Origin of the sequence: Microbacterium sp. Cr-K32, assembly GCF_000708345.1 — a bacterium.
Lineage (GTDB): Bacteria > Actinomycetota > Actinomycetes > Actinomycetales > Microbacteriaceae > Microbacterium > Microbacterium maritypicum_A.
Window position 1 is genome coordinate 317,430 of sequence record NZ_JARD01000018.1, and the last position, 20,634, is coordinate 338,063.

The 20,634-nt window shown below is 68.5% G+C and carries 22 protein-coding genes; 9 read left to right on the top strand and 13 right to left on the bottom strand.

Annotated features, from left to right (window positions below):
• Nucleotides 1–61 precede the first annotated feature (61 nt).
• The 4 genes from GZ64_RS0109945 to GZ64_RS0109960 form a co-directional block, all read right to left on the bottom strand.
• Nucleotides 62–613, bottom strand: coding sequence for a DUF4352 domain-containing protein (locus GZ64_RS0109945; protein ID WP_231479863.1), 552 nt, complete (start codon nucleotides 611–613; stop codon nucleotides 62–64).
• A gap of 181 nt (nucleotides 614–794) precedes the next feature.
• Nucleotides 795–1,412: an arsenate reductase/protein-tyrosine-phosphatase family protein gene (locus tag GZ64_RS0109950; protein ID WP_051667932.1), complete on the bottom strand. Its 618-nt coding sequence runs from the start codon at nucleotides 1,410–1,412 to the stop codon at nucleotides 795–797.
• Entirely contained in the window at nucleotides 1,409–2,128 is a 720-nt protein-coding gene (locus GZ64_RS0109955) for a CDP-alcohol phosphatidyltransferase family protein (RefSeq protein WP_021198748.1), read from the bottom strand. The genes GZ64_RS0109950 and GZ64_RS0109955 overlap by 4 nt, the downstream gene beginning before the upstream one ends.
• Nucleotides 2,119–3,072, bottom strand: coding sequence for a glycosyltransferase family 2 protein (locus GZ64_RS0109960; RefSeq protein WP_021198749.1), 954 nt, complete (start codon nucleotides 3,070–3,072; stop codon nucleotides 2,119–2,121). Before GZ64_RS0109960 ends, GZ64_RS0109955 begins: the two co-directional genes overlap by 10 nt.
• A gap of 221 nt (nucleotides 3,073–3,293) precedes the next feature.
• Between GZ64_RS0109960 and GZ64_RS20185 the strand changes: the two genes are divergently transcribed.
• Nucleotides 3,294–5,264, top strand: coding sequence for a glycosyltransferase (locus GZ64_RS20185; RefSeq protein WP_051667934.1), 1,971 nt, complete (start codon nucleotides 3,294–3,296; stop codon nucleotides 5,262–5,264).
• Nucleotides 5,265–5,291: 27 nt separating this feature from the next.
• On the opposite strand, the gene GZ64_RS0109975 is transcribed toward GZ64_RS20185, so the two are convergent.
• Nucleotides 5,292–6,314, bottom strand: a complete 1,023-nt coding sequence (locus GZ64_RS0109975; RefSeq protein ID WP_029266296.1) for a glycosyltransferase family 4 protein — start codon at nucleotides 6,312–6,314, stop codon at nucleotides 5,292–5,294.
• 86 nt (nucleotides 6,315–6,400) lie between these two features.
• On the bottom strand, nucleotides 6,401–7,621 hold the full coding sequence (locus tag GZ64_RS0109980) for a glycosyltransferase (protein ID WP_021198752.1): 1,221 nt from the start codon (nucleotides 7,619–7,621) through the stop codon (nucleotides 6,401–6,403).
• Between the two features lie 120 nt (nucleotides 7,622–7,741).
• Between GZ64_RS0109980 and GZ64_RS0109985 the strand changes: the two genes are divergently transcribed.
• Nucleotides 7,742–8,197, top strand: coding sequence for an adenylyltransferase/cytidyltransferase family protein (locus tag GZ64_RS0109985; protein ID WP_021198753.1), 456 nt, complete (start codon nucleotides 7,742–7,744; stop codon nucleotides 8,195–8,197).
• A 52-nt stretch (nucleotides 8,198–8,249) separates the two neighbouring features.
• On the opposite strand, the gene GZ64_RS19090 is transcribed toward GZ64_RS0109985, so the two are convergent.
• The gene (locus tag GZ64_RS19090; protein WP_029266298.1) at nucleotides 8,250–8,642 is read right to left on the bottom strand and encodes an SIP domain-containing protein; all 393 of its coding nucleotides are present in this window, start codon (nucleotides 8,640–8,642) and stop codon (nucleotides 8,250–8,252) included.
• Nucleotides 8,643–8,789: 147 nt separating this feature from the next.
• Here GZ64_RS19090 and GZ64_RS0109995 point away from each other — a divergent pair, with 147 nt between their 5' ends.
• Genes GZ64_RS0109995 through GZ64_RS0110015 form a run of 5 tightly spaced genes read left to right on the top strand, consistent with a single transcriptional unit; the run spans nucleotide 8,790 to nucleotide 13,868 of the window.
• Nucleotides 8,790–9,290: a transporter substrate-binding domain-containing protein gene (locus tag GZ64_RS0109995; RefSeq protein WP_029266300.1), complete on the top strand. Its 501-nt coding sequence runs from the start codon at nucleotides 8,790–8,792 to the stop codon at nucleotides 9,288–9,290.
• Nucleotides 9,287–10,321: a cation transporter gene (locus GZ64_RS0110000; protein ID WP_081859725.1), complete on the top strand. Its 1,035-nt coding sequence runs from the start codon at nucleotides 9,287–9,289 to the stop codon at nucleotides 10,319–10,321. Before GZ64_RS0109995 ends, GZ64_RS0110000 begins: the two co-directional genes overlap by 4 nt.
• Entirely contained in the window at nucleotides 10,318–10,581 is a 264-nt protein-coding gene (locus GZ64_RS0110005; RefSeq protein ID WP_029260469.1) for a glutaredoxin family protein, read from the top strand. The genes GZ64_RS0110000 and GZ64_RS0110005 overlap by 4 nt, the downstream gene beginning before the upstream one ends.
• Before the next feature lie 31 nt (nucleotides 10,582–10,612).
• Nucleotides 10,613–12,043: an MFS transporter gene (locus GZ64_RS0110010; RefSeq protein WP_029266304.1), complete on the top strand. Its 1,431-nt coding sequence runs from the start codon at nucleotides 10,613–10,615 to the stop codon at nucleotides 12,041–12,043.
• Between the two features lie 28 nt (nucleotides 12,044–12,071).
• Nucleotides 12,072–13,868, top strand: a complete 1,797-nt coding sequence (locus tag GZ64_RS0110015) for an aldehyde dehydrogenase family protein (RefSeq protein WP_029266306.1) — start codon at nucleotides 12,072–12,074, stop codon at nucleotides 13,866–13,868.
• Nucleotides 13,869–13,871: 3 nt separating this feature from the next.
• On the opposite strand, the gene pip is transcribed toward GZ64_RS0110015, so the two are convergent.
• Nucleotides 13,872–14,846, bottom strand: a complete 975-nt coding sequence (gene pip, locus GZ64_RS0110020; RefSeq protein ID WP_029266308.1) for a prolyl aminopeptidase — start codon at nucleotides 14,844–14,846, stop codon at nucleotides 13,872–13,874.
• Nucleotides 14,847–14,916: 70 nt separating this feature from the next.
• Nucleotides 14,917–15,801: a KPN_02809 family neutral zinc metallopeptidase gene (gene ypfJ, locus GZ64_RS0110025; protein WP_021198757.1), complete on the bottom strand. Its 885-nt coding sequence runs from the start codon at nucleotides 15,799–15,801 to the stop codon at nucleotides 14,917–14,919.
• 52 nt (nucleotides 15,802–15,853) lie between these two features.
• On the opposite strand from ypfJ, the gene GZ64_RS0110030 reads away from it, so the two are divergent.
• Together GZ64_RS0110030 and GZ64_RS0110035 are read left to right on the top strand one after the other, a co-directional pair.
• Nucleotides 15,854–16,843 carry a malate dehydrogenase gene (locus GZ64_RS0110030; protein WP_029260474.1) on the top strand — a complete coding sequence of 330 codons (990 nt, stop codon included), beginning with the start codon at nucleotides 15,854–15,856 and terminating at the stop codon, nucleotides 16,841–16,843.
• Between the two features lie 54 nt (nucleotides 16,844–16,897).
• A complete protein-coding gene (locus GZ64_RS0110035; protein ID WP_029260475.1) occupies nucleotides 16,898–17,386 on the top strand; it encodes a dehydrogenase in 489 nt (162 codons plus the stop codon).
• A 21-nt stretch (nucleotides 17,387–17,407) separates the two neighbouring features.
• Here GZ64_RS0110035 and GZ64_RS0110040 read toward each other — a convergent pair whose 3' ends face one another.
• The 4 genes from GZ64_RS0110040 to GZ64_RS0110055 form a co-directional block, all read right to left on the bottom strand.
• Nucleotides 17,408–18,061, bottom strand: a complete 654-nt coding sequence (locus GZ64_RS0110040) for a hypothetical protein (protein ID WP_136053497.1) — start codon at nucleotides 18,059–18,061, stop codon at nucleotides 17,408–17,410.
• A gap of 70 nt (nucleotides 18,062–18,131) precedes the next feature.
• Nucleotides 18,132–19,796, bottom strand: a complete 1,665-nt coding sequence (locus GZ64_RS0110045; RefSeq protein WP_029266310.1) for an alpha/beta hydrolase — start codon at nucleotides 19,794–19,796, stop codon at nucleotides 18,132–18,134.
• Nucleotides 19,793–20,086, bottom strand: a complete 294-nt coding sequence (locus GZ64_RS0110050; RefSeq protein WP_021198762.1) for a hypothetical protein — start codon at nucleotides 20,084–20,086, stop codon at nucleotides 19,793–19,795. Before GZ64_RS0110050 ends, GZ64_RS0110045 begins: the two co-directional genes overlap by 4 nt.
• 149 nt (nucleotides 20,087–20,235) lie before the next feature.
• Nucleotides 20,236–20,523 carry a WXG100 family type VII secretion target gene (locus tag GZ64_RS0110055; RefSeq protein WP_028501988.1) on the bottom strand — a complete coding sequence of 96 codons (288 nt, stop codon included), beginning with the start codon at nucleotides 20,521–20,523 and terminating at the stop codon, nucleotides 20,236–20,238.
• Nucleotides 20,524–20,634: the final 111 nt, after the last annotated feature.

Below are 20,634 nucleotides of genomic sequence, written 5' to 3' on the forward strand. Positions count from 1 at the left end.
TTCTTCGAAAATGAGTTAGTGCGATGAAAAACCGAAAGTGATGCGAAAGAATGCGTGCGCGTCAGGAGAGCTGGCCGGCGAACGTCGCCACCGGCTCTCCTGCGGCGTAGTTGACGCTGATCTTCACCGAGCGGCCCCGAGTCGGGTCGAGCATGAAGACGTAGGTCCCCGTGGCCTTCGCGCCGGCGGCGAGCTCGCCCTGCAGGGGCTCGTTCGGGCCGGCGGTGGTCGAGACGCCGATGTCGCCGTCGTCCGTGACGAGGCTGACGACGGCGGAATCGACGCTCTGCGCGCGCTTCGAGTCGTTGGACACGGAGAGCGTGACGACGACTGCGGAGCCGGCGTACTCGCCGGGCGTCTCGGGCTTGATGGTCGTCGTCGAGATCTTGTCGATCGTGACCACCATGTCGGTGGAGAGCGCGATCGGTGCGTCGAGCGCCCCGCTCTGCTCGGTGAGCGCCGGAGCCTCGGTGGGCCCTTCGGTCTCCGTGTCGGAAGGCGGCGTCCAGTCGGTGGTGCTGGTGCCTTCAGGCGCCGGCGTCTCGGACGCGCCAGGCGCTGCGGTGCAGCCGGCCGTGACGAGTGCGAGCGCCACCAACGGCGCGACGACCATCGCTCGTAGTGAGCGCGAAGAGCCGTCCCCAGAACGGCATGATGAAACTTTGAACACTGCAGCTCCCCAGAACCCAGATTCCCCGTTCCCAAAGCCCCCTCGGCTTCGGGTCCCCTTCAACCGCGTAGAACGCGGCGTCGGCTAATCGTAGTGCGAGGACCGGAATATCGCAAGTGTTCGCTCAAGAAGAGTGTCGCCGATGTCCTCCGAGTTGCGCCAGGATGGTCGCGACGGAGGCCTCGACCTCCGAGATCGTCTCCAGGTGTCCGCGGCTTCCGTGGCGATCGGCGATGCTCGTCGGGTCGACGGTCGTACGGCCTCCGAAGAGCTGCCGCAGGCGGGTCCCGACACCTCCGGACGCGGCCAACGGAACGGCTCTCGATCGACCCCGGTCGAGGTGGGCGACATATTCCGCCACCCGATCCGGAGCAGACGACGCGAAGCCCTCACCGAGGTGGGCGGCTTCCTTGATCGTGAACATCCAGTCACGCGACCGCGGTGCCAGTCGCACCAGCTCGCCACGGATGTCGCGCGAAGCCGTGAGCACGATGCTCGCCTGCTCGATCTGCTCGACCGTGACCGGTCGCGCCCGGTGCGCCCGGGCTTGGGCCTGCCACTCCTCGTCGTCGTGCAACGACGCCACGACCGAGCAGATCGGGTCGCCCGCGTTCGCTCGGATGCCCGCGCTGCTCACCGAGAGGGGCGAATCCGCCCCGAGCCCCCGCCTCAACGCGAGTTCGGCCAGAGGCGACCGGCAGACGTTGGCGGCGCAGACCACGAGGATCTTCTCGTCCGTCATGCGGCCTCCCCGAGCTTTCCGATCTCGCGGAACCACTTCACCGCGGCGAGCGCCAGGAACAGGACGGCGGCCGCGCAGAGTGCGCCGTAGCCGACGAGGAACGCCGGGGTCCATCCCCACAGGACGAACACGAGGCACACGAGACCGAAGTCGGTCGGCAGCAGGATGAGAGACCGCAGCAGGGTCCCGCCGCCGCGCTCATGGGTCGACGCCACCGCGTGCTTTCCCTTGAGCAGGTCGTTGAGGAGCATTCCGGAGAACGTGGTCGTGGCCACGATGCTGAACACGATCGGGATCAACAGCAGCAGAGGCGTCTCGGGGAGGACGCGGTAGAGCCCGATGAGCACGGCGAGATGGAGCGAGGCGATCTTGATCGTGTCGATGAAGTGATCGAGCCACTCGCCCTGGGGGCTTCCCCCGCCGCGCAGACGTGCGACCTGGCCGTCCGCGGAATCCCAGGCATACCCGAGCACCAGAAGGAGGGCGATCAGCAGCCCCATGGGCACGTTCACGGGACCGAACGCGATCAGTCCGATCGCGACGAACGAGTGCACCGCGCTGATGATCGACACCTGGTTGGGGGTGAGACCGATCCGGTAGGCCACGGCGGCGAGCACCCGCCCGATACGACGGTTGACGTACACCGAGTACGCGGGTGCCCCTCGGGCGTGCCCCTTCTGCGCACGCGCGAGACGGTGATATGCGTCTACGACCATTTCCTGCCCTTCTGGACCGTTGCGTGGGTCCGCGCGATCCGACGGGCCTCGCGGACACCGCGAAGATAGGCCCGGATCGGTGCGGCCGACTGGATCAGCTGCCGTCGCCCACCTCGGAGGATGACCTCTCTGGCCGTGCGGGGGATGGACCGGCGCCAGCGCTGCACCGCGGCATCGTCGAGATGACGCACCGCGTACAGCATCCGGTTGCGGATGTTGTAGTAGTAATACCCCTCGGATTTCGCCCGGGAGGTCTCGGGTTCGGCGCGCTGCGTGCCGCCCTCATCATGCACCGCATTGGCGTCTTCGACGAGCATCAGCGAGCCGCCGGCGGACACCACGCGGCGAGAGAAGTCGACGTCTTCCCAGTACAGGAAGTAGTCGTCGTCGAAACCGCCGGCGAGCTCCCACACTTCGCGCGTGATCCACAGGCAGGCCCCGCTCAGCCAAGGTTCGAACGGCTGCGCATCGCCGTCGACGCGCTTGCGACGTGCGCGCATGGTGCCGTCGTCGAGCAGGAGGTCGATGCCGGCGAACCAGGTTCTCCCATCGGAATCCGTGATGACCGGCGAAGCGAGCGTGGTGCGTGAGGCTGCGGTGACGGAAGCGAGTCGACGCAGGGAGTCGCGGTCGATGTGCGCATCGGGATTGATGACGAGCACGTCGGTCGCCCCCTCGGCGAGCGCGCGCGTGACACCGATGTTGACGCCGCCGCCGAAACCCGAGTTCGATTCCGATTCGATCAGCAGCCAGCCGTGCGCGTCGGCGACTTCGCCGGCGGCCCGCCGTTCGTCGGCGTTCGACCAGTTGTCGACGACGAGGACGAGCACGTCGGGATCGATCGCCCGCGCTTCGCGCTCCACGGTCACCAGATTGCGTTGCAGAAGCCGCGCCGAGGCGTAGTTGACGACGACGACGGCAAGCCGTCCGTGCTCGATTGACACGCGATCCTCCCCCCGGATCCGGGTCACGGATCGCCTCGGGTCGTCGGTCGAATTCCCCAGAGTCGCGACCGACGTCGACTCCCAGGACAACGACTATACGCGAGAGCAGCCCCCGCAGATCGGTATCAGGGGGTTCACGATACGATGAGCCGGCGTCGGAGTCGAGGCGCGATACTGCCATGGGGATGGGGCGGATGAGCAGGGGACCGGAATCGAACGACATGATCACTGTGACGATCGGCGTACCCACGTACCGGAGGCCCGAGCTTCTGGCGGCCCTGCTCCGGACGCTCCCCGCACGCATCGCCGAATGCGCCGACCTCGGAGTCGCGGTGGATGTGCTGGTCGTCGACAACGACCCCGCGGGTTCTGCGCGGAGCATCGCCGCGGACGCGGATCTCCCTGTGCGCTACGTCGTCGAACCCGCACCGGGGATCGTCGCCGCGCGCAACCGCATCCTGGATGAAAGCGCCGATCGCGATCTCCTCGCCTTCATCGACGACGACGAGATCCCTCGGGAGGCATGGCTCTCCTCGCTCATCGAGGTCTGGCGCGAACACGGTGCGGACGCCGTGATGGGCCGCGTGATCTCGGTCTTCGACGAGGACGTCGACCCGTGGCTGCTCGCGTCCGGCACGTTCCGGCGACCGCCGAGACGGACGGGCACCGTGCTGCAGGTGGCCGCCGCGGGCAACCTGCTGCTCGACCTCCGTTCCGTCCGTCGGCTCGGGCTGCGCTTCGATCCGTCCCTCGGTCTGGGCGGTGGGGAGGACACGCTCTTCTCGCGGCAGCTCGCACGTCGTGGCGGCCTGATCGTGTGGTGCAACGAATCGGAGACAGAGGATCTCGTCGTCGCGTCGCGCCTGAGCCGCGCCTGGGCGGCGCAACGGGCATACAGCTCCGCGAATGCCGGCACCCGCATCCAGCTGATGTTGACCGACGGGAAGATCCGTCGCGGCATCCTGCGGTTGAAGGCCCTGGTGGGCGGCGTGGCCCGGATCGTCGTCGGCGGCCTGCGCAGGATCTTCGGAACACTGACCTCGAACATCACCCATCACGCCAGAGGAACCCGCCTCGTGCACCGCGGCCGCGGCACCATCGCCGCCGCCCTCGGCCGTCGCTATGACGAGTACCGCCGCCCATCGGAGGATGACACGACCATGACCGACACCGCATCGAGCATCCGCGTGATGCAATCGTTGGGCGCCCCCCGTCCGACGACGAACCCGTACAACAAGATGCTCGATGAGGCGCTCGGATCCACGGAGGGCCTGACCCGCCTGCGGTTCTCCTGGGGGACGGCTCTGTTCGGACGCTACGACGCCTTCCACTGGCATTGGCCGGAGGCGAAGCTGCACGGCTCCACGTGGTGGAAGTCCACGGGCAAGTTCCTCCTCACGACGGCGCTCGTGTTCCGACACCGCCTCTCCCGTCGCATCGCCGTGGTGCGCACCGTGCACAACATCGAACTCCCCGACGACAACGCGCCTCGGCTGTGGCTGCTGCGTTTCATCGATCGCCACACCGACTACCGGATCGTCATCAACGAGACCACTCCGCTCGCCCCCGGCACCCCGCACAGCCTGATCCTGCACGGCGACTACCGCGGCTGGTACGCGAATTTCCCCTCGGCGGAGCGGGTGACGGGGCAGCTCGGGTCGTTCGGCGGCATCCGTCGCTACAAGGGTCTGGAGGGCTTCATCGACGCCTATGCCGAGGCCGTGACGGTCGAGCCGACGCTGAGCCTGCGGATCGGCGGGCGGCCGTCCACCCCTGAGCTCGGCGACGACCTCCGGGCGCGGACCGCGGATCTCCCGGGCGTCGAGCTCCACCTCGACTTCCTGAGCGATGCCGAACTCGTCCAGCTCGCGACCTCTTCCGACCTGATCGTGCTGGCCTACCGTTTCATGCACAACTCGGGCAGCGTCCTCGCCGCCCTGTCGATGGACCGACCGGTGCTCGTCCCCCGCAACGAGGCGAACGAGGCTCTCGGACGCGAAGTCGGACCGGAGTGGGTGCTGATGTACGACGGCGATCTCGATGCGCCGACCGTCGTCGAGGCGTGGCGGTCCGCGACCACGCTGACGGGCTCGCCCGATCTCTCCCGCCGCGACTGGGCCGACGCCGGCCGCGCTCACGCGGACGCGTTCCGCGCCGCCGTGCGGGTCAAGCGCCGCGGCGCCAAGCGCTAGGGCGCCTCGGCAGCACCCGGCGCATCGTCAGGCGGGGGCCAGCAGCCCTCGCACGAGAGATGCGACCATGATCTGCGTCGTGAAACGCCGCTCCACCTCGATCCGGCCGTTCCGCCCGAGCTCGGCGGCATGTCCCGGATCGTCGAGCAGTCGGAGCAGCGCGAGGGCGAGCTCGGCGGGATCCTCCGGACGAACGAGGTGGCCGGTGCGCCCCTCGCTCACGTACTGCTCCATCCCCGGGGTATCGGTGACGACGACAGGACGCGCCGTCGCGAGCGCTTCGAGTGCGACCGTCATCCCGGAGGCATGGAGGTTCGGCCGGGTCGGGATGACGACCACGCTCGCGGTGGCGTAGAGGTCGCGGAGGTCGGCATGCGGCATGTGCCGCACGACCCGGACCCCCTCCGGCGGGTCGAGGTCCGACCGCGTCTGCACCACCGCCTCGGTCTCCGGACGGATGGCGAGGACCCGGGCGAGCGCCGCATAGAGGGTGGCGGGGTCGCGGTCGCGGTCGTTCCCCACGCTCACGATCCGCGGCCGGTCCGGATAGGACCTCGGGACGAAGAACGCGCTGTCGATGCCGAAAGGGACAGCGAACACGCGCGTCGGTCCGTGCCCGAGCATCGTTCGCAGGGGTTCGACCTGTGCGTCGCTGAGCACCCAGGCGGCCTCTGCCCTGCCGAGCATCGCGACCATCCGTGCCGGTGCCTCCCCGGTCTCGGCCATATCCGTGAGCCAGATCACCCCGGTGGCGAATCGGGTCCGCGGGTGGGTCGTCTGCATCCGATAGGCCGTGTTCTCATCCCACGTCAGCGTGAGACCGTCGACGGGGCGCGGCCCCATGGACAATCGCGCACGAGCTCGCGCGACGCGGCCCGGCGGGGCGAGGTCGATCACCTCGACCGCCGCGTGGTCACGCAGTGCATCGAGACCGTACGGCCAGATGCTGGGCACCTCTCCCCTGGCGTGGCTCTGCTCCCAGGTGCGCGCCGACTGTTCGACACGATGCGCCCAGGTGAGAGACAGCGAGGGACCGCCCTCGGATTCCACGAGCCCACTATGGACCCCCTCGCCCGTCCTGGCAAGAGAGGAGTCGCCGAGCGCCCTCGAAACCGGCTCCGGAAGGAGCCCCGCCCTCAGAGCTCGCCGGGCTTCATCACCTCGGCATCGATGGCACGGATCACGCGCTGGGCCGCGGTGTCCGTCGGGGGCTCGGCGCCATCGCCCTCACCCTTGCGTCGCCGCTGAGGCGCGTACACGACGAGCGAGTGGAACAGGAAGCGGGCGAAGAACGCCACGATGAGCGAGAGGCCGGTCGCGACGACGCTCGAGATGTGCCACGACTCGACCATCAGAGCCATCACCGGGATCCGCAGTGCGGCCTCGATGTTGTTGAACGCGAAGGAGCTGGCGAAGCGGATGCCGAGGGCGCGCGCGTCGGTCCGCATATCGGCGAACACGAAGCGCTCCTGCAGCACGAAGTTGCCGATGATCGTGACCTCGGCACCGATGATCGCCGCCCAGATGTACGGGACCCCTGCGGCGGTGAGCGCCCACATGATCCCGAGGTTGGCGGCGGCGCCGATCGCACCGATCAGTGCGAACAACGACATCTTGCCGAAGCGCAGGCGCGCGAGGTGCTCGAGGAACATCGCCCCCTGACGCATGCTCGCCTTGGACGTGCCGTGTCGACGTTCGGCGAACTCCATCGGCACCTCGGCGATGCGCAGATCGTTGCGAGCGAGGATCTCGAGGAGGATCTTGAAACCCCGGGGTTGGAGCGTCGAGCGGTCGAGACGACCGCGATCGACCAGGAAGAACCCGGTCATCGGGTCAGTGCTGCGGGCGAGACGGATCGGGAACATCGCCCGCGTCAGCCACGTCGCGACGCGGGAGACGCCGAAGCGCACAGCGGTGCCGAGGCCGCTCGTGTCCCCTCCGCCGATGTAGCGGGACGCGGCGACGACATCGGCGTCTCCCTGCGCATACCGGGCGAGCAGGGTGGGGAGGAGTTCGGGCGGATGCTGCAGGTCGCCATCCATCACGATGCAGATGTCGAAGGCCGCGGCCTCGAGCCCGACGACGACGGCGCCGCCTAGTCCGCCCGTGTTCTCGGAGCGGTGGATCACGCGCACGGGGAGCGGAGCATCTGCCGCCACCCGCGCAACCTCGGCCGCCGTGTCATCCGTGCTGTCGTCGACGAACAGGATCTCGGCGTCCCACCCCTCGAGCGCGACCGCAGTCCGTGCCACGAGCTCGGCGATGTTGTCGCGCTCGTTGAACGTCGGCACGATGACCGTGACCGGTGTCCCCACGTCCGCCCCCTGTCCCCCACGCGCATCGCGTGCGGCCTCCATCGTTCCACGGGTTCCTATGCGGGAGGAAACCCGGACCTGCTAGACTTTCGAACCGCGGCTGTGGGAGTCGCGAAGCGGATGGGGATCCGCTTACTGGGGAATTACTGATCTGGGGAGATCATGGGGACGCGTATCGGCTATGCCGTTGGTGCTTTCGACCTGTTTCACGTCGGGCATCTCAACCTTCTTCGTCACGCCAAGCAGCACTGCGACATTCTGATCGCAGGCGTCGTCAGCGACGAGATGCTGCGTCAGGTGAAGGGCATCGAGCCCGTCATCCCGACGGCCGAGCGGGCGGAGATCGTGAAGCACATCTCGTTCGTCGATGACGTCTACGTCGAGACGACGCCGTCGAAGATGGACTCGTGGCGCGACGTGCAGTTCACGCACTTCTTCAAGGGCGACGACTGGCGCGGCACCGAGAAGGGTCTGCGCCTGGAGCGCGAGTTCGCCGAGGTCGGCGTCGAGGTCGTGTACTTCCCGTACACAGCGCACACGTCGAGCTCGTCGCTGCGTCGCGCACTCGACGCGATCACCGCGGGCGCGAACGCTCCCGCGGTCGCCTCGGTGCGCTGAGAGCCCGAGCAGCCCTTCGCCGCCCGGTCGGTGCGCCACCGCCGACGTGAGGTCAGTTGGCGACGCCGAGCAGACTGCGCGCCATGCGCGCCACGTGCGGCGGAGTGTGCGGCCCGAGCCACACCGTCCACTGCGACGGCGGCTCACTGCATGCCCACTCCACGCACCACGCGTGCACGGCGTTCGCGAGCCGTTCGCCGCGCGTATGCGCCCTCGTTCCGTCTCCACGCACGAGCCAGCGCACCGACACCCCGTCGGGGACGTCGATGTGTCGGAACTGGATGCGTGCCGCCGCTTCGAGAATGACGACGCCCTGCGCGTCCCACGGCAACCGCGCGGCGATGCTCGCGATGAAGCCGGCGTCGGCGGCGTCGCCGTCGATGAGCACGGCACCCTCGATGTCGTCCCAATCGGGATCCTCCAGATGCTCGCATGCGCCGCTCATGGCCCCAGCCTAAGTTAGGGCACCCTTACTTACAAGGGATGAGTCCGGATCAACGCGTCGATCCGACCGCGCCGTCATCTCTAGCCCTCGCGCGTGCACCCCGTCAACGGCCTGTTCCGAGAGTCGCCGCAAAGGCATCCTGCGAGTGTGGACCGAGCATTCGCGCGCCGCAGCCGTCACCGCCTCCGAGCGGCGTCGGTCGCCGTTGCGCTGCTCCTGACCCTCGCTCTGGGCGGATGCGGACTCACGGTACCCGCTGACCCGGACGGAACCTTGGAGACGGTCTCCGGCGGCGAACTCCGCGTCGGCACGGCGCCGGACGGCGACCTCGTCCGGATCGAGCACGGGGAACCGACCGGGAGCATCGTCGACCTCGTCGACGGGTTCGCCTCCCGCCTCCATGCCGAGACCGACTGGACCGTCGCCTCGGAGGAGACTCTCGTGACGATGCTCGAAGAAGGGCACCTCGACCTTGTCGCCGGCGGCATCACGAGCGACACCCCCTGGGTGGACGAAGCCGGAGTCACTCGCGGCTACCGCGGGATCGAAGGCGCCGACGGTCGAGAGATCGTCATGCTGGTGCCTCTCGGCGAGAACGCGTTCCTCTCCTCTCTCGAGCGTTTCCTCGACCAGGAGGTCGGCGAATGAACGAGACAGGGCAGTTCGGTCGCACAACCCTCCCCCCAGAACAGCAGAGGGCGATCCGGAGCGCCGTGCGCTGGGAGATCTTCACGATCGTCTACACGTCGATCACCATCGCCGTGATCGCCTTGGTGGTCGGCGAGTCCCAGGCCATGCGGACGGCGTGGATCGAGGACATGCTGTCCCTCATCCCGCAGTTCGCCTTCCTCGCGGCGCTCCTCTTGGTGCGTCGTCGCCCCACCAGGAAGCACCCGTACGGTCTGCACAGGGCGATGGGCATCGGGCATCTCGTCGCGGGTGTGGCGCTGCTCGCCGTCGGCCTGAACCTCGCCATCGAGGCCGTCACCGGGCTGATCGCCGCTGAGCATCCCACTATCGGCACCGTGCAGCTGTTCGGTCAGACCATCTGGCTCGGCTGGCTGATGGTCGCGGTGATGGCGCTCGTCATCATCGGCCCCGTGTTCTTCTACGGGCCGGCGAAGTCGAAGCTCGCCCCCGTGCTGCACAACAAGCTGCTGTACGCCGATGCCGACATGGCGAAGGCCGACTGGCAGACGACGGTCGCCTCGATCGTGGGCGTTCTCGGCGTGGGTGTCGGCCTGTGGTGGCTGGACGGAGCCGCAGCCCTCTTCATCTCGCTGGGCATCGTCTGGGATGGCTTCCGCAACACCCGCACAGCCGTGGTCGATCTCATGGATCAGCGCGCACGCACGTACGACAGCACGCAGCCACATCCGCTGGCCGCCGATATCGTGTCCTACCTGCGGAGCCGTCCCTGGGTCTCGCGGGCCGCGGTCCGCATGCGCGACCAGGGGCAGGTGTTCCACATCGAGGCGTTCGTCGTGCCACACCGCCGCACGGTGAGGGTGACCGACCTCAGCGCGGCCGCCGAGGGGATCGCCGACCTCGATTGGAAGATTCAGGACGTCGTCGTCGTCCCGGTCGAGCAGCTGCCCGACGAGGCGGACACGGGCCACCGTGTGCCCAGCCGACACTCAGCGCCACCTCATCCGTGCGGCCGTAGGCTGGATGCATGACTGCTCTTGCCTCCGACACCATCACGATGTTCGGCGCCGACTGGTGCCGCGACTGCATCCGCACCAAGAAGCAGCTCGACGCGCTCGGTGTCGAGTACACGTACGTCGACCTGGTCGCCGAGCCCGCCGCCGCAGACGTGGCGAAGGAGATCTCGGGCCGCACCAACATCCCCGTCGTCGTGTACCCCGACGCCTCGCACCACGTCGAGCCGTCGAACGCCGACGTCGAGTCGAAGCTGCGCGAGCTCTCGCTGATCTGACCCCGCGGCATCGCCCCACTACACTGGCGCGATGAGCACCGAGGCTCGGCCCGAACGAGCACCCGTCCGTCTTTCTCCGCGCACGATCGTGCTGTACGCGATCGGCTCGCTCGGGACTGGCGGCTATGCGACACTGCCGGGCCTCGTGCTGACCTACTTCCTCACCGACAACCTCGGTGTCGCCGCCCTCGCCGCCGGTCTGATCGTCACGGCGGCGAAGATCTGGGACGTGCTGATCGACCCGCTGATCGGGGCCGCGTCCGATCGCCAGCTCGCCCGCACCGGGTCGCGCCGCGGGTTCATGGTGACCGGTGCTCTCGCTCTGCCGTTCTTCTTCGCCCTCACCTTCGCCGTACCGCCCTCCTGGGGACCGGTCGCCGGAGCGATCAGTGTGCTGCTGGCGTTCCTGGCGACCGCGACGGCATTCAGCCTGTTCCAGGTGCCGTATGTCGCTCTGCCCGCGGAACTGACCGGCAGCTACGACGAGCGCACGCGTCTGCTCGGGTGGCGCGTGGTCGTGCTGACGGCAGCCATCCTGCTGTTCGGCGCCGGTGGCCCCGCCCTGCGCAATGCCGGCGACGACCCTGTGCAGGGCTACCTCTTGATGGGCATCGCCTCGGGTATCGCAATCGGCATCGGCATGCTGATCGCCTCCCGGACGGCGGATGTGGCGGCGAAGCGCACCGCAGTCTCCCCCGTCACCACTGCTGACGCTGCCATCCCCACCGCTGACGCTGCCGCCACCGCCGCTTCGACCTGGCGGCACCAGTACATGTCGGGCTTCCGCGCACTCGGGCGCAGCCAGCCCTTCCGTGCACTCCTGGGGACGTTCGTGCTGCAGGCGCTCGCAACGGGAACGATGCTCGCCGGCGCGCAGTACGTGGCGACCTGGGTGCTGCGGTCGGAGGACGCGGTCACCTTCGTCTTCGTCGCGCTGGTGGGCCCCGCACTGCTCGCCACCCCGGGATGGACCGTGATCGCGCGACGGGTCGGCAAGGAGCGGGCGTTCGCGATGGCCACCGTGCTGTTCACCGCGGCCGCGGCGTCGCTCGTCTTCGCCGTCTGGGCATCCGGCGCCTGGATCTACGTGTCCGTCGCGGTGGCCGGCGTCGCCTACGCAGGACTCCAGTCGCTGCCGATGGCCATGCTGCCCGATGTGATCTCGCACGACGAACGCACGAGCGGAGCGGGACAGGCCGGCACCTTCACCGGCATCTGGACCGCGGGCGAGACCGTGGGCTTCGCCCTCGGCGCGACCGCTGTGTCGTTGACCCTCGCGGCCACCGGCTACATCTCGACCGTCGCAGGCGCCACGGTCGAACAGCCGGACGCGGCCGTCACGGGCATCGTGCTCAGCTTCAGCGCGCTGCCCGCCGTGCTGATGGCCGGGAGTCTGCTGACCCTCCGCCACTACCGCCTGCGCCGAGCGGACATCGATACCCTCGAGCCCTTCCACGCCTAAGCTGGGATCCCGTCCGAAGGAGACGTCGATGACTTCTGCGAGCACAACCGCCACCTCCGCCCCGACCTCGAAGCGCGCGTCGGGAAGCGCAGCCCCGGAGCTGGGCGAAGGGGAAAGAGAACGGCTCGACGCCGCGGTCGATGCCCTTCAGACCGGAACGCGCACCTGGTCTGCCCTCACCGTCGCCCAACGGGCGACGCTGCTGCGCGCGGTGCGCACGAGCGTCGCCGCCACCGCGGAGGACTGGGCGCACACGGCCGCCGCCTCGAAGGGCCTCGACGCGCGGCATCCCCTGCGCGGTGAAGAGTGGCTCAGCGGACCGTACAGCGTGCTCGGCGCGCTCGACGCCTATATCGAGACCCTCTCGCGCCTGGCGAACGGTGTGAACCCGCTCGACGGGATCACGATCGATCGCGCGCCCGGAGGACGCACCCGCGTGCACGCCTTCCCCCTCACCGGCATCGACGGGTTCCTGTTGTCGGGCTTCGCGGGCGAGGTCTGGCTGGAACCGGGGATCACCCCCGGCGCCGCGCGCGCAGCGGCCGGCCTCGCGCAGCGCACGCCCACCGAGTCGGGCGGTGTGGGCCTCGTGCTCGGAGCGGGGAACGTGACGTCGATCCCGGTGCTCGACGTGCTCTACGAGCTGCTCGCCCACAACCGCACGGCTCTGCTCAAGGTGAACCCGACACAGGATGCGCTGGTGCCGGTCTACAAGCGCGCACTCGCGCCGCTCATCGAGCCCGGGTTCCTGCGCATCGTCCGCGGCGGGCCCGACGTCGGGGCCTACCTCACCGGCCACCCCGGACTCGTGCACGTGCACATCACCGGCTCGGCGGCGACGTTCGACACCATCGTCTGGGGTCCGTCGAAGGGCGAGGGCGCGGCGGCGACGAAGCGACGACGTCGTGAGGATCGCCCCCAGCTGAAGAAGCCCATCACGGCTGAGCTCGGCGGCGTCTCCCCCATCATCGTCGTGCCCGGCGCCTGGACCGATGCCGACCTCACCTACCAGGCCGAGCACATCGCGACCATGCGGCTGCAGAACTGCGGGCACAACTGCATCGCCGGCCAGGTCGTGATCATCTCGTCCGACTGGGACCAGGCGGATGCCTTCCGCGCAGCGCTGCGGCGCGCGTACGCCAACGCGCCGGAGCGCCCGATCTGGTACCCCGGTTCTTCGTCGCGGATGGAGCTCGCGACCGACGCCTACCCCGACGCCCTCGTGCTGGGCGACCGGCTGCTCGTCGAGATCGATGCCGACGACGATCCGACGGCACTGGAGAGCACCGAGTACTTCGCCCCCGTGCTGGGCGTCGTGACCGTGCCGGGCACGGGCCAGGACTTCCTGGACGCCGCCGTGACTCACGCCAACGACAAGCTCCAGGGCACCCTCGGCGCGAACCTGCTGATCGACCCCGCGACCGAGAAGTCGCTCGGCGCCGGCTTCGAGCGGGCCATCGCCGCGCTCCACTACGGGTCCATCGCGATCAACAGCTGGACGGCGTTCGCCTTCATCACCCCCACCCTCACATGGGGTGCATTCCCCGGTGGAACGATCGGCGACGTCGGCAGCGGCATCGGTGTGGTGCACAACGCCCTCCTGCTCGACGGCGTCGAACGCTCGGTGCTGCGCGGCCCTTTCCGCCCGTTCCCCCGGTCGCTGCCGATCGCGAACGGCGGTGGACGATTCACGATCCTGCCGAAGCCGCCCTGGTTCGTCTCCGCGCGCACCGGGGCTGTCGTCAGCGAAGGGCTGACCCGTTACCGGGTGGACGGCAGCATCACCGGGCTCGTGAAGACGCTGACGAAGGCGCTGCAGGCCTGACGGTCAACGCGTCGATCGCGCGAACCGATCGGTCGCTGCTCGGAGCGCCTTCTGCGTGCCGGGCTCTGTGGCCGCGTGACCGGCGTCGTCGACCACGACGAACTCCGCCTCGGGCCAGGCGCGGTGCAGATCCCATGCGGTCATCATCGGTGTCGCGACATCGTGTCGTCCCTGCACGATGACCGTCGGGATATGGCGGATGACGTCGACACCGGCGATCAGCTGCCCTTCCTCCCACCAGCCGCGGTTGACGAAGAAGTGGTTCTCGATGCGGGCGAACGCCGTGGCCTTCGCCGGATCGGACATCGCCTCGATCTGCGCGATATCCGGGGTCAGGGTGACGGTCGATGCCTCCCAGGTGGACCAGGCGACCGCCGCCGGCACGTGCACGGCGGGATCGGGGTCGAACAGTCGACGGTGATACGCCTCGATCATGTGCGAGCGCTCCAGCACGGGGATCGGTGCCAGGAAGCTCTCCCAGAGATCGGGGAACAGCGCCGCGGCACCACCCTCGTAGAACCACTCCAGTTCGACTCGACGCAGGGTGAAGATGCCTCGGAGCACCAGCTCGCTCACGGCTTCCGGGTGCGCCTGCGCGTAGGCGAGCGCGAGTGCGCTGCCCCACGATCCGCCGAACACCTGCCACTTCTCGACGCCGAGATTCTTGCGCAGAAGTTCGATGTCGGCGATCAGATGGGCCGTCGTGATGTGACGGAAGTCGGCGTCGGGTGCACTCGCGTGCGGGGTGCTGCGCCCGCAGCCGCGCTGGTCCAGCAACACGATGCGGTAGCGCTTCGGATCGAAGAACCGCCGCTGCCACGGCGATGTCCCACTACCGGGACCGCCGTGGAGGAACACCACCGGCTTGCCCTCGGGGTTGCCGCTGACCTCCCAGTAGACCCGGTGGCCGTCACCGACGAGGAGTTCCCCTGTCTCGTACGGTTCGATCGGTGGATACAGTGCATCCGTCTTCTTCATCGTCGGCCCCCCAGCCGGTCGTGCTGACTACTTCGTCAACGGTAGCGGACGTTCGCCCACCCGCCGGGCATCACGGGTCCAACTGATCGGCGGGAAGCGTCAGCACCTGCGCGCAGACGCCCAGCCCGTTCTGATAGCCCTCCGCGAACCAGCGCTTCCGCTGCACACTGGATCCGTGCGTCCAGGTCTCCGGATTCGAGAACCCGGACTGCTCCTGGATGTGGTCGTCGCCGACGGCCTCTGCCGCGTTCAGCGCGTCCTCGATCTGCGCTTCGGTGGGCTTCATCAGGTACGGATCGCCGTCGGCATCCTTCTGCTCGGTCATGCGGCCGAGCCACGCCCCGGCGTAGCAGTCGGCCTGCAGCTCGATCCGCACCCCATTGCTTCCCGGCCCCGTGCCGTTGTTCGGGTAGGCATCCATGTCGCCCGTGATGTTCTGAATGTGGTGACCCCACTCGTGCCCCACGATGTACAGCTGCGCGAGATTGCCGGCGGACGCCCCGAACTGCTGTTGCATGAGTTGGAAGAACGTCGGGTCGACGTAGACCCCTTCCTCCGGGGGACAGTAGAACGGCCCCACGGCATTGGACGCCGTACCGCACTGTGTCGGCGTCGATCCGTCGACGACGATCATCTGCGGCTTGCGATAGCCCTCCACGTTCTCGGCCCAGAAGGCGTCCAGCGCGACCTGAGCACCCGCCATGCGGCAGTCGACGTCGGCGTTCGCCTGCGCCCCCGTATCGCAGTTCTCGATGACCGATCCGCCCGCTGGTTCGCTGCCTCCGCTCGGCGCTCCGCCACCCAGCAACCCGGTCAGGTCGATGCCGAGCAGAGGCCCGGCGATGAGCGCGATGATGCCGAGCACGCCCACGCCCGTGCCACCGGCGATCGCTGCCGTGCGCCCGCGACGACGCGTGGTGTTGCCGGAGATGTCGGCGTCGGGATTGAAGGTCATGGGACGAGGGTACTCCGAGCGGAGGCCCCTCGAACGGACGTAGGCTCGGGGCATGACGACCACGATCACCATCACCGGAGCCGGCGGACAGATCGGCTACGCACTGCTGTTCCGCATCGCGGCGGGCGACCTGCTCGGCCCGGATGAGAAGGTGCGTCTGCGGCTGCTGGAGATCCCGCAGGGGCTCGGTGCCGCGGAGGGCGCGGCCCTCGAATTGCAGGACGGCGCGTTCGGACTGCTGGAGCACGTCGAGGTGACGGATGACGCCGCAGTGGGATTCGACGGCTGCGACCTCGCCCTGCTCGTCGGTGCACGTCCACGCGGACCCGGTATGGAGCGCGGCGACCTGCTCGCGGCCAACGGCGGCATCTTCGGGCCGCAGGGTGCGGCCATCGCGGCGAACGCCGCATCCGGCGTGCGCGTCACCGTGGTCGGCAACCCCGCCAACACGAACGCGCTGATCGCCGCCGCCTCGGCAGATGGCGTGCCCGCCGAGCGTTTCACCGCCCTGACACGGCTCGACGAGAACCGCGCGCGGGCTCAGCTCGCACTGACGCTGGGGGCTCCGGTGCACACGGTTCGCCGCGTGCCCATCTGGGGCAACCACTCGGCGACCCAGTTCCCGGACATCTCGCACGCGACGGTGGGCGGCCGGCCGGTGGGAGAGGCGCTCGAACAGATCGTGGGCGACGTTCCCTCCTGGCTCGACCGGACGTTCATCCCCCGCGTGGCGAAGCGTGGGGCGGAGATCATCGAGGTACGGGGCTCCTCGTCGGTGGCATCGGCGGCGAGTGCGACCATCGATCACGTGCGCGACTGGGTGCGGGGCACCGACGACTGGACGTCGGCCGGCGTCGTCTCCCACGGCGAATACGGCGTTCCGGAGGGCCTGATCTCGTCCTTCCCGGTGCGGTCGATCGACGGTGAGTGGCACGTCGTCGAGGGACTCGAGTTGAGCGAGTGGGCACGCACCCGGATCGATGCCTCGGTGGCCGAACTGCAGCAGGAACGCGAGACGGTGCAGAGCCTCGGCCTCTTGTGAATCCGGTCACCGCGACGCACGCCGACAGGGCAGAATGGATGCCGGAGGTGCGCGATGAGCGAGACGATTGATCCCACGAAGACCACGGCATCGGTCGAAGAGGCTCTGACGAGTCCGCTGCACCTGCCGCACGATGCGGCGTCCTGCCCGAAGTGCTTCACCGAGTTGCAGCAGAACCGCAACTTCTGGACCGCCCGCCCCGACGGCTCACGCCTGGTCGGTCTCGTCGTCGCCCGCGAAGGTCTGCCGTCAGTGGTCGAGCAGCGCGAAGATCTCACCCGTTTCGGTGTGCCGATCGAAGGATTCCGTCACCCGGCGCCCGACATCCTGGAGAGCTGGAACGACCGCCTCGCGCGCCTCATCTCGACCCTGCGCATCGGCGACGTGGTGGTCGTCGTGAACATCAAGGCTCTCGGCCTCGACGCGGACGAAGGCGCCCGCACCGTGGCCGAACTGCGCAAGCACGGCATCATCGTGAAGGTGCTGAATCACGACGCGCGGCACCTGGCCGACGCCGCCGCCGTACACACCTCGGCCCGCTGAGACACCGTCCGAGAGCGCTCGTCAGCCGCCGTAGGGCGCGACCGGGAACGCGGTCGTCGTCGGCTGAGGTTCGACGGGCGAGCCGTCTTCGTTGTAGTACACCGGGCTCCCCTCTTCGGGGAAATAGAACCGCGGCTGCCAATCCGGACCCTCGAACGCCGGGAATCGCAGCGAAGCCCCGTCATAGGCGAGTTCTCCGCCGAAGACCATGTCCGAGAGCGCGGCCGCATCGCCGGGGATGCACCCGGGCGTCGCCGTCGCGGAGATCTGGTTCCGACCGGGCCGGATCGTCACGACACCGCGGCCGACGTCGCCTCCGGTGCCGACGATGTTGACTTCCTGCCGATCGCCCTCTCCGAATCGCGTCGTGCTCGCCTCCACCCCGGCATCCTCGAACGCCGCCGTCGCCGCGGCCACCACGGCCTCCACATCGATCTCCTCCGCCGGTTCGAGCACCCGCGCCCAGGAGAACGTGTACCCCGAGACGTCGCCGTCGATCCGGCAGGGAATCGGCGAGGCGCCGAATGAGCCCTGGTCCACGGCCCAGTCGCCTTCGTGGATCGCCATGATCACGGAGTGCATGACGGTGGAGTAGGCGACGTAATTCTTCTCGCCATCGCGATACAGCGCATCGCCTTCGGGCGCCGACGTGGTTCCGCAGCTCGTCATCGTCATCACCAATCCGACGGCTGCTGCCGCCATCACTCCGCGCCGCCATATCCCGCGCATTCGTCGTCCCATTCGCTCAGAAGTCGATGAGAGCGTACTCATCGCTGATCCACCAGTTGCTCGCATCCCAGAACCCCTGCGTACTGCCCTCGCCGCCGCGAACGGTACCGGGCTCCCCGGTCTGGATGATCTCCGACACGTTGTAGAAGGATTCCGAACCCGGCTCGAGGTATGCACCGGGCCCCAGAGCATCGTGTCCGGTCGCGGACGGAAGACTGTCGCCGGATGCGCTCACGCCACCGTCGCTGTCGAACACGGTAGTCCCTGACAGGCTCTCCGGGCTGACAGGATGCCCGGGAGCCGTGGCGCGACCGACGCGGGCCACGGCGTCGTCCTCGGAGATCGTCGCATAGATCTGCGGGGGCTCGCCGTTGGTCAGGTTGTCGACGACGGCCGCATCGTTCGGGAACCCGGCGGATCCGACCGCGATCAACGAGGTGACGCCGAGACCGTCGGGCTGCGATCCGATGGCGAGCGCCGCTGTCGTACTGCCGTACGAGTGTGCGATCACGTTGACGTCGGCCTCGGGCGACAGCGCGCGTACCGCGAGCAGGTAGGAGCGCAAGGACGCCGCTCCGTCCTGCGCTCGACCCATCGCGGGCTCCTCGAGGAGTTCCGGCGTGTCGTAGCCGAACCAGACGACGGTCGCGGATCCGGCACCCACGGAGGAGTTCAGCGCCTTCGCCGATTCACCCCACGATTGCAGGTCGTGCACGTTCCCCAGCATCCCGGGGACGAGAGTGTTGATCTCCGACGCCGTCGACAGGTCGCCGTAGGCGATCGCCGCGGTCACCTGCTCCGAACCGTCCGGGTCGAAGCTGATCAGATTCGGGGCCGGGATCCCACCCGCGTTCAGCGCTCGCACGATCGCTTCGAGGTCGTCACGGTGCGGACCCGCGGGTTCGGTCTGGAGCACCTCCTCCAGCCTCGCGGCGTTCACCCTCGCACGCACGTCCCAGGGGACCCCGTCGAGGTTGCCGACGATGGCGGGGTGGCTGTCGATGAGCTCCTGCTGCAGTTCGGGGTTCGCCGCCCAGAGTCGAGCGACCTCCTCCGGGCTTGAGGCCGCGAGCAGGTCGGCGAGCAGGTCGCGCGCCTGGTTCGTCAAGACGGCACCCGTGCCTGCGGCGAGTGCGGCGAGGGCCGCATCGTACGCGGCGTCCCAGTCGCCGTAGAGCCGTTCGTACTGGTTCCAGAGCTCGTCCAGCGCCTCTTTCGCGGCATCACGGTCGACGATCGCATCGTTCACGGCGTCGGTCGTCTCATCGATCTCGGACTGATCGTCACCGTAGGCGGCGGCCATGGCGGCACGACCGGCTCGATCGGCGGCGATGTCGAGCCGGGACCACTCGGCGTGCGCCGTCTCGATGTCGTCGATCAGATCGTTGGCGGGCTTGGCATACGCATCGAACGCGTCGGCATAGCTTTGCAGGACGCCGGCGAGGAGTTGTGCCTCGGCGATGTCGGCGGGGAGCAGTGCGGCGAGGTCATCGGCATCTGCGCGCACCGCTGTGACCGCACGACCGACTCCGCGCAGTACCTGCGCGGAGTTCGCGGCCGAACGCACGTCGCCGAGCCGGTCGGCCACGCGCGTGAACAGACCGCTCCAGTACCCCATGGATCCGCTGCTGCCCTCGAGGCGTTCGAGCGGATACCCCCGATTCGGCGATGTCAGGCTCATGGTCCGTCCCGCCCGGTGAGTTCGACGTCGAGGTCGGAGTACTTGCTCGCGATGGCGGAGATCGCGGCAGCGAGGTCATCCCCCGATTCGACGCGGTCGTACACCCGGTCGTGCAGAGCGGTCAGCCGCCGGTGCATCTCGAGCCGCAGAGCGGAGCGGTGCGCCGGGTTCTCGACACCGGTGTCGTCACCCTGCAGACCCGCCGCCTGCGTGAGGACCTCAGAGGTCGCGGTCGTGAGGCTCCTCGCGGCATCGTTCAGCTCCGCGTAGAAGATCTCGACGTCTGACATGGCCACCCCCCGGTTCCGCCGGATTCACCCTACCCCGGTCGCGCACGGTGAGCCGATGGGGAGAACTGCCCATCGACCGCGATCTCCGGACCCGAGGACACGAAGAAGGGGCCGACGGCGAACCGTCGACCCCTTCTCGAGACTGTGTGTCAGCTGCCGGCGAGCTGCTGGTCCAGGTCCTGGATCGCCCGCATCATGCCCAACAGCGACTCGGACATGTCGTTGATGCCGTCGACCGCGGTCTTCAGACCCGTCGTCAACTCCGTGTACCCCTCACCGAACTTCCCCGACGCATGCTGCGTCTTGAAGTCCTCACCCAGAAGAGTGTCCACCTGACCCTTCAACGTGTCCAACTGACCCTGAATGTCATCACGAGCCTGCGACAGCGACGACGCCACCTGCTCCATCTCCGCATAAGACGCACCGAAATCGGCCATCGTCCACACCTCCGCCAATCGAGAGAACCGGACCCCTCCGGCCCGAACAACACCCACCCTACGGCGCACCCACGAACACCGTCGATGGGGACAACTCCCCATCCCCGCACA

Bases quoted from the DNA above. Each gene is read 5' to 3' on its own strand.
- GZ64_RS0110030 (WP_029260474.1), top strand. From the start codon at position 15,854: ATGACGACCACGATCACCATCACCGGAGCCGGCGGACAGATCGGCTAC.
- GZ64_RS0110010 (WP_029266304.1), top strand. From the start codon at position 10,613: ATGAGCACCGAGGCTCGGCCCGAACGAGCACCCGTCCGTCTTTCTCCG.
- GZ64_RS0109985 (WP_021198753.1), top strand. From the start codon at position 7,742: ATGGGGACGCGTATCGGCTATGCCGTTGGTGCTTTCGACCTGTTTCAC.
- GZ64_RS0110035 (WP_029260475.1), top strand. From the start codon at position 16,898: ATGAGCGAGACGATTGATCCCACGAAGACCACGGCATCGGTCGAAGAG.
- ypfJ (WP_021198757.1), bottom strand. From the start codon at position 15,801: ATGACCTTCAATCCCGACGCCGACATCTCCGGCAACACCACGCGTCGT.
- GZ64_RS0110055 (WP_028501988.1), bottom strand. From the start codon at position 20,523: ATGGCCGATTTCGGTGCGTCTTATGCGGAGATGGAGCAGGTGGCGTCG.
- GZ64_RS0109950 (WP_051667932.1), bottom strand. From the start codon at position 1,412: ATGACGGACGAGAAGATCCTCGTGGTCTGCGCCGCCAACGTCTGCCGG.
- GZ64_RS0110040 (WP_136053497.1), bottom strand. From the start codon at position 18,061: ATGACGATGACGAGCTGCGGAACCACGTCGGCGCCCGAAGGCGATGCG.
- GZ64_RS0110015 (WP_029266306.1), top strand. From the start codon at position 12,072: ATGACTTCTGCGAGCACAACCGCCACCTCCGCCCCGACCTCGAAGCGC.
- GZ64_RS20185 (WP_051667934.1), top strand. From the start codon at position 3,294: ATGATCACTGTGACGATCGGCGTACCCACGTACCGGAGGCCCGAGCTT.
- GZ64_RS0110045 (WP_029266310.1), bottom strand. From the start codon at position 19,796: ATGAGCCTGACATCGCCGAATCGGGGGTATCCGCTCGAACGCCTCGAG.
- GZ64_RS0109955 (WP_021198748.1), bottom strand. From the start codon at position 2,128: ATGGTCGTAGACGCATATCACCGTCTCGCGCGTGCGCAGAAGGGGCAC.
- pip (WP_029266308.1), bottom strand. From the start codon at position 14,846: ATGAAGAAGACGGATGCACTGTATCCACCGATCGAACCGTACGAGACA.
- GZ64_RS0110050 (WP_021198762.1), bottom strand. From the start codon at position 20,086: ATGTCAGACGTCGAGATCTTCTACGCGGAGCTGAACGATGCCGCGAGG.
- GZ64_RS0110000 (WP_081859725.1), top strand. From the start codon at position 9,287: ATGAACGAGACAGGGCAGTTCGGTCGCACAACCCTCCCCCCAGAACAG.
- GZ64_RS0110005 (WP_029260469.1), top strand. From the start codon at position 10,318: ATGACTGCTCTTGCCTCCGACACCATCACGATGTTCGGCGCCGACTGG.
- GZ64_RS19090 (WP_029266298.1), bottom strand. From the start codon at position 8,642: ATGAGCGGCGCATGCGAGCATCTGGAGGATCCCGATTGGGACGACATC.
- GZ64_RS0109980 (WP_021198752.1), bottom strand. From the start codon at position 7,621: ATGGAGGCCGCACGCGATGCGCGTGGGGGACAGGGGGCGGACGTGGGG.
- GZ64_RS0109945 (WP_231479863.1), bottom strand. From the start codon at position 613: ATGGTCGTCGCGCCGTTGGTGGCGCTCGCACTCGTCACGGCCGGCTGC.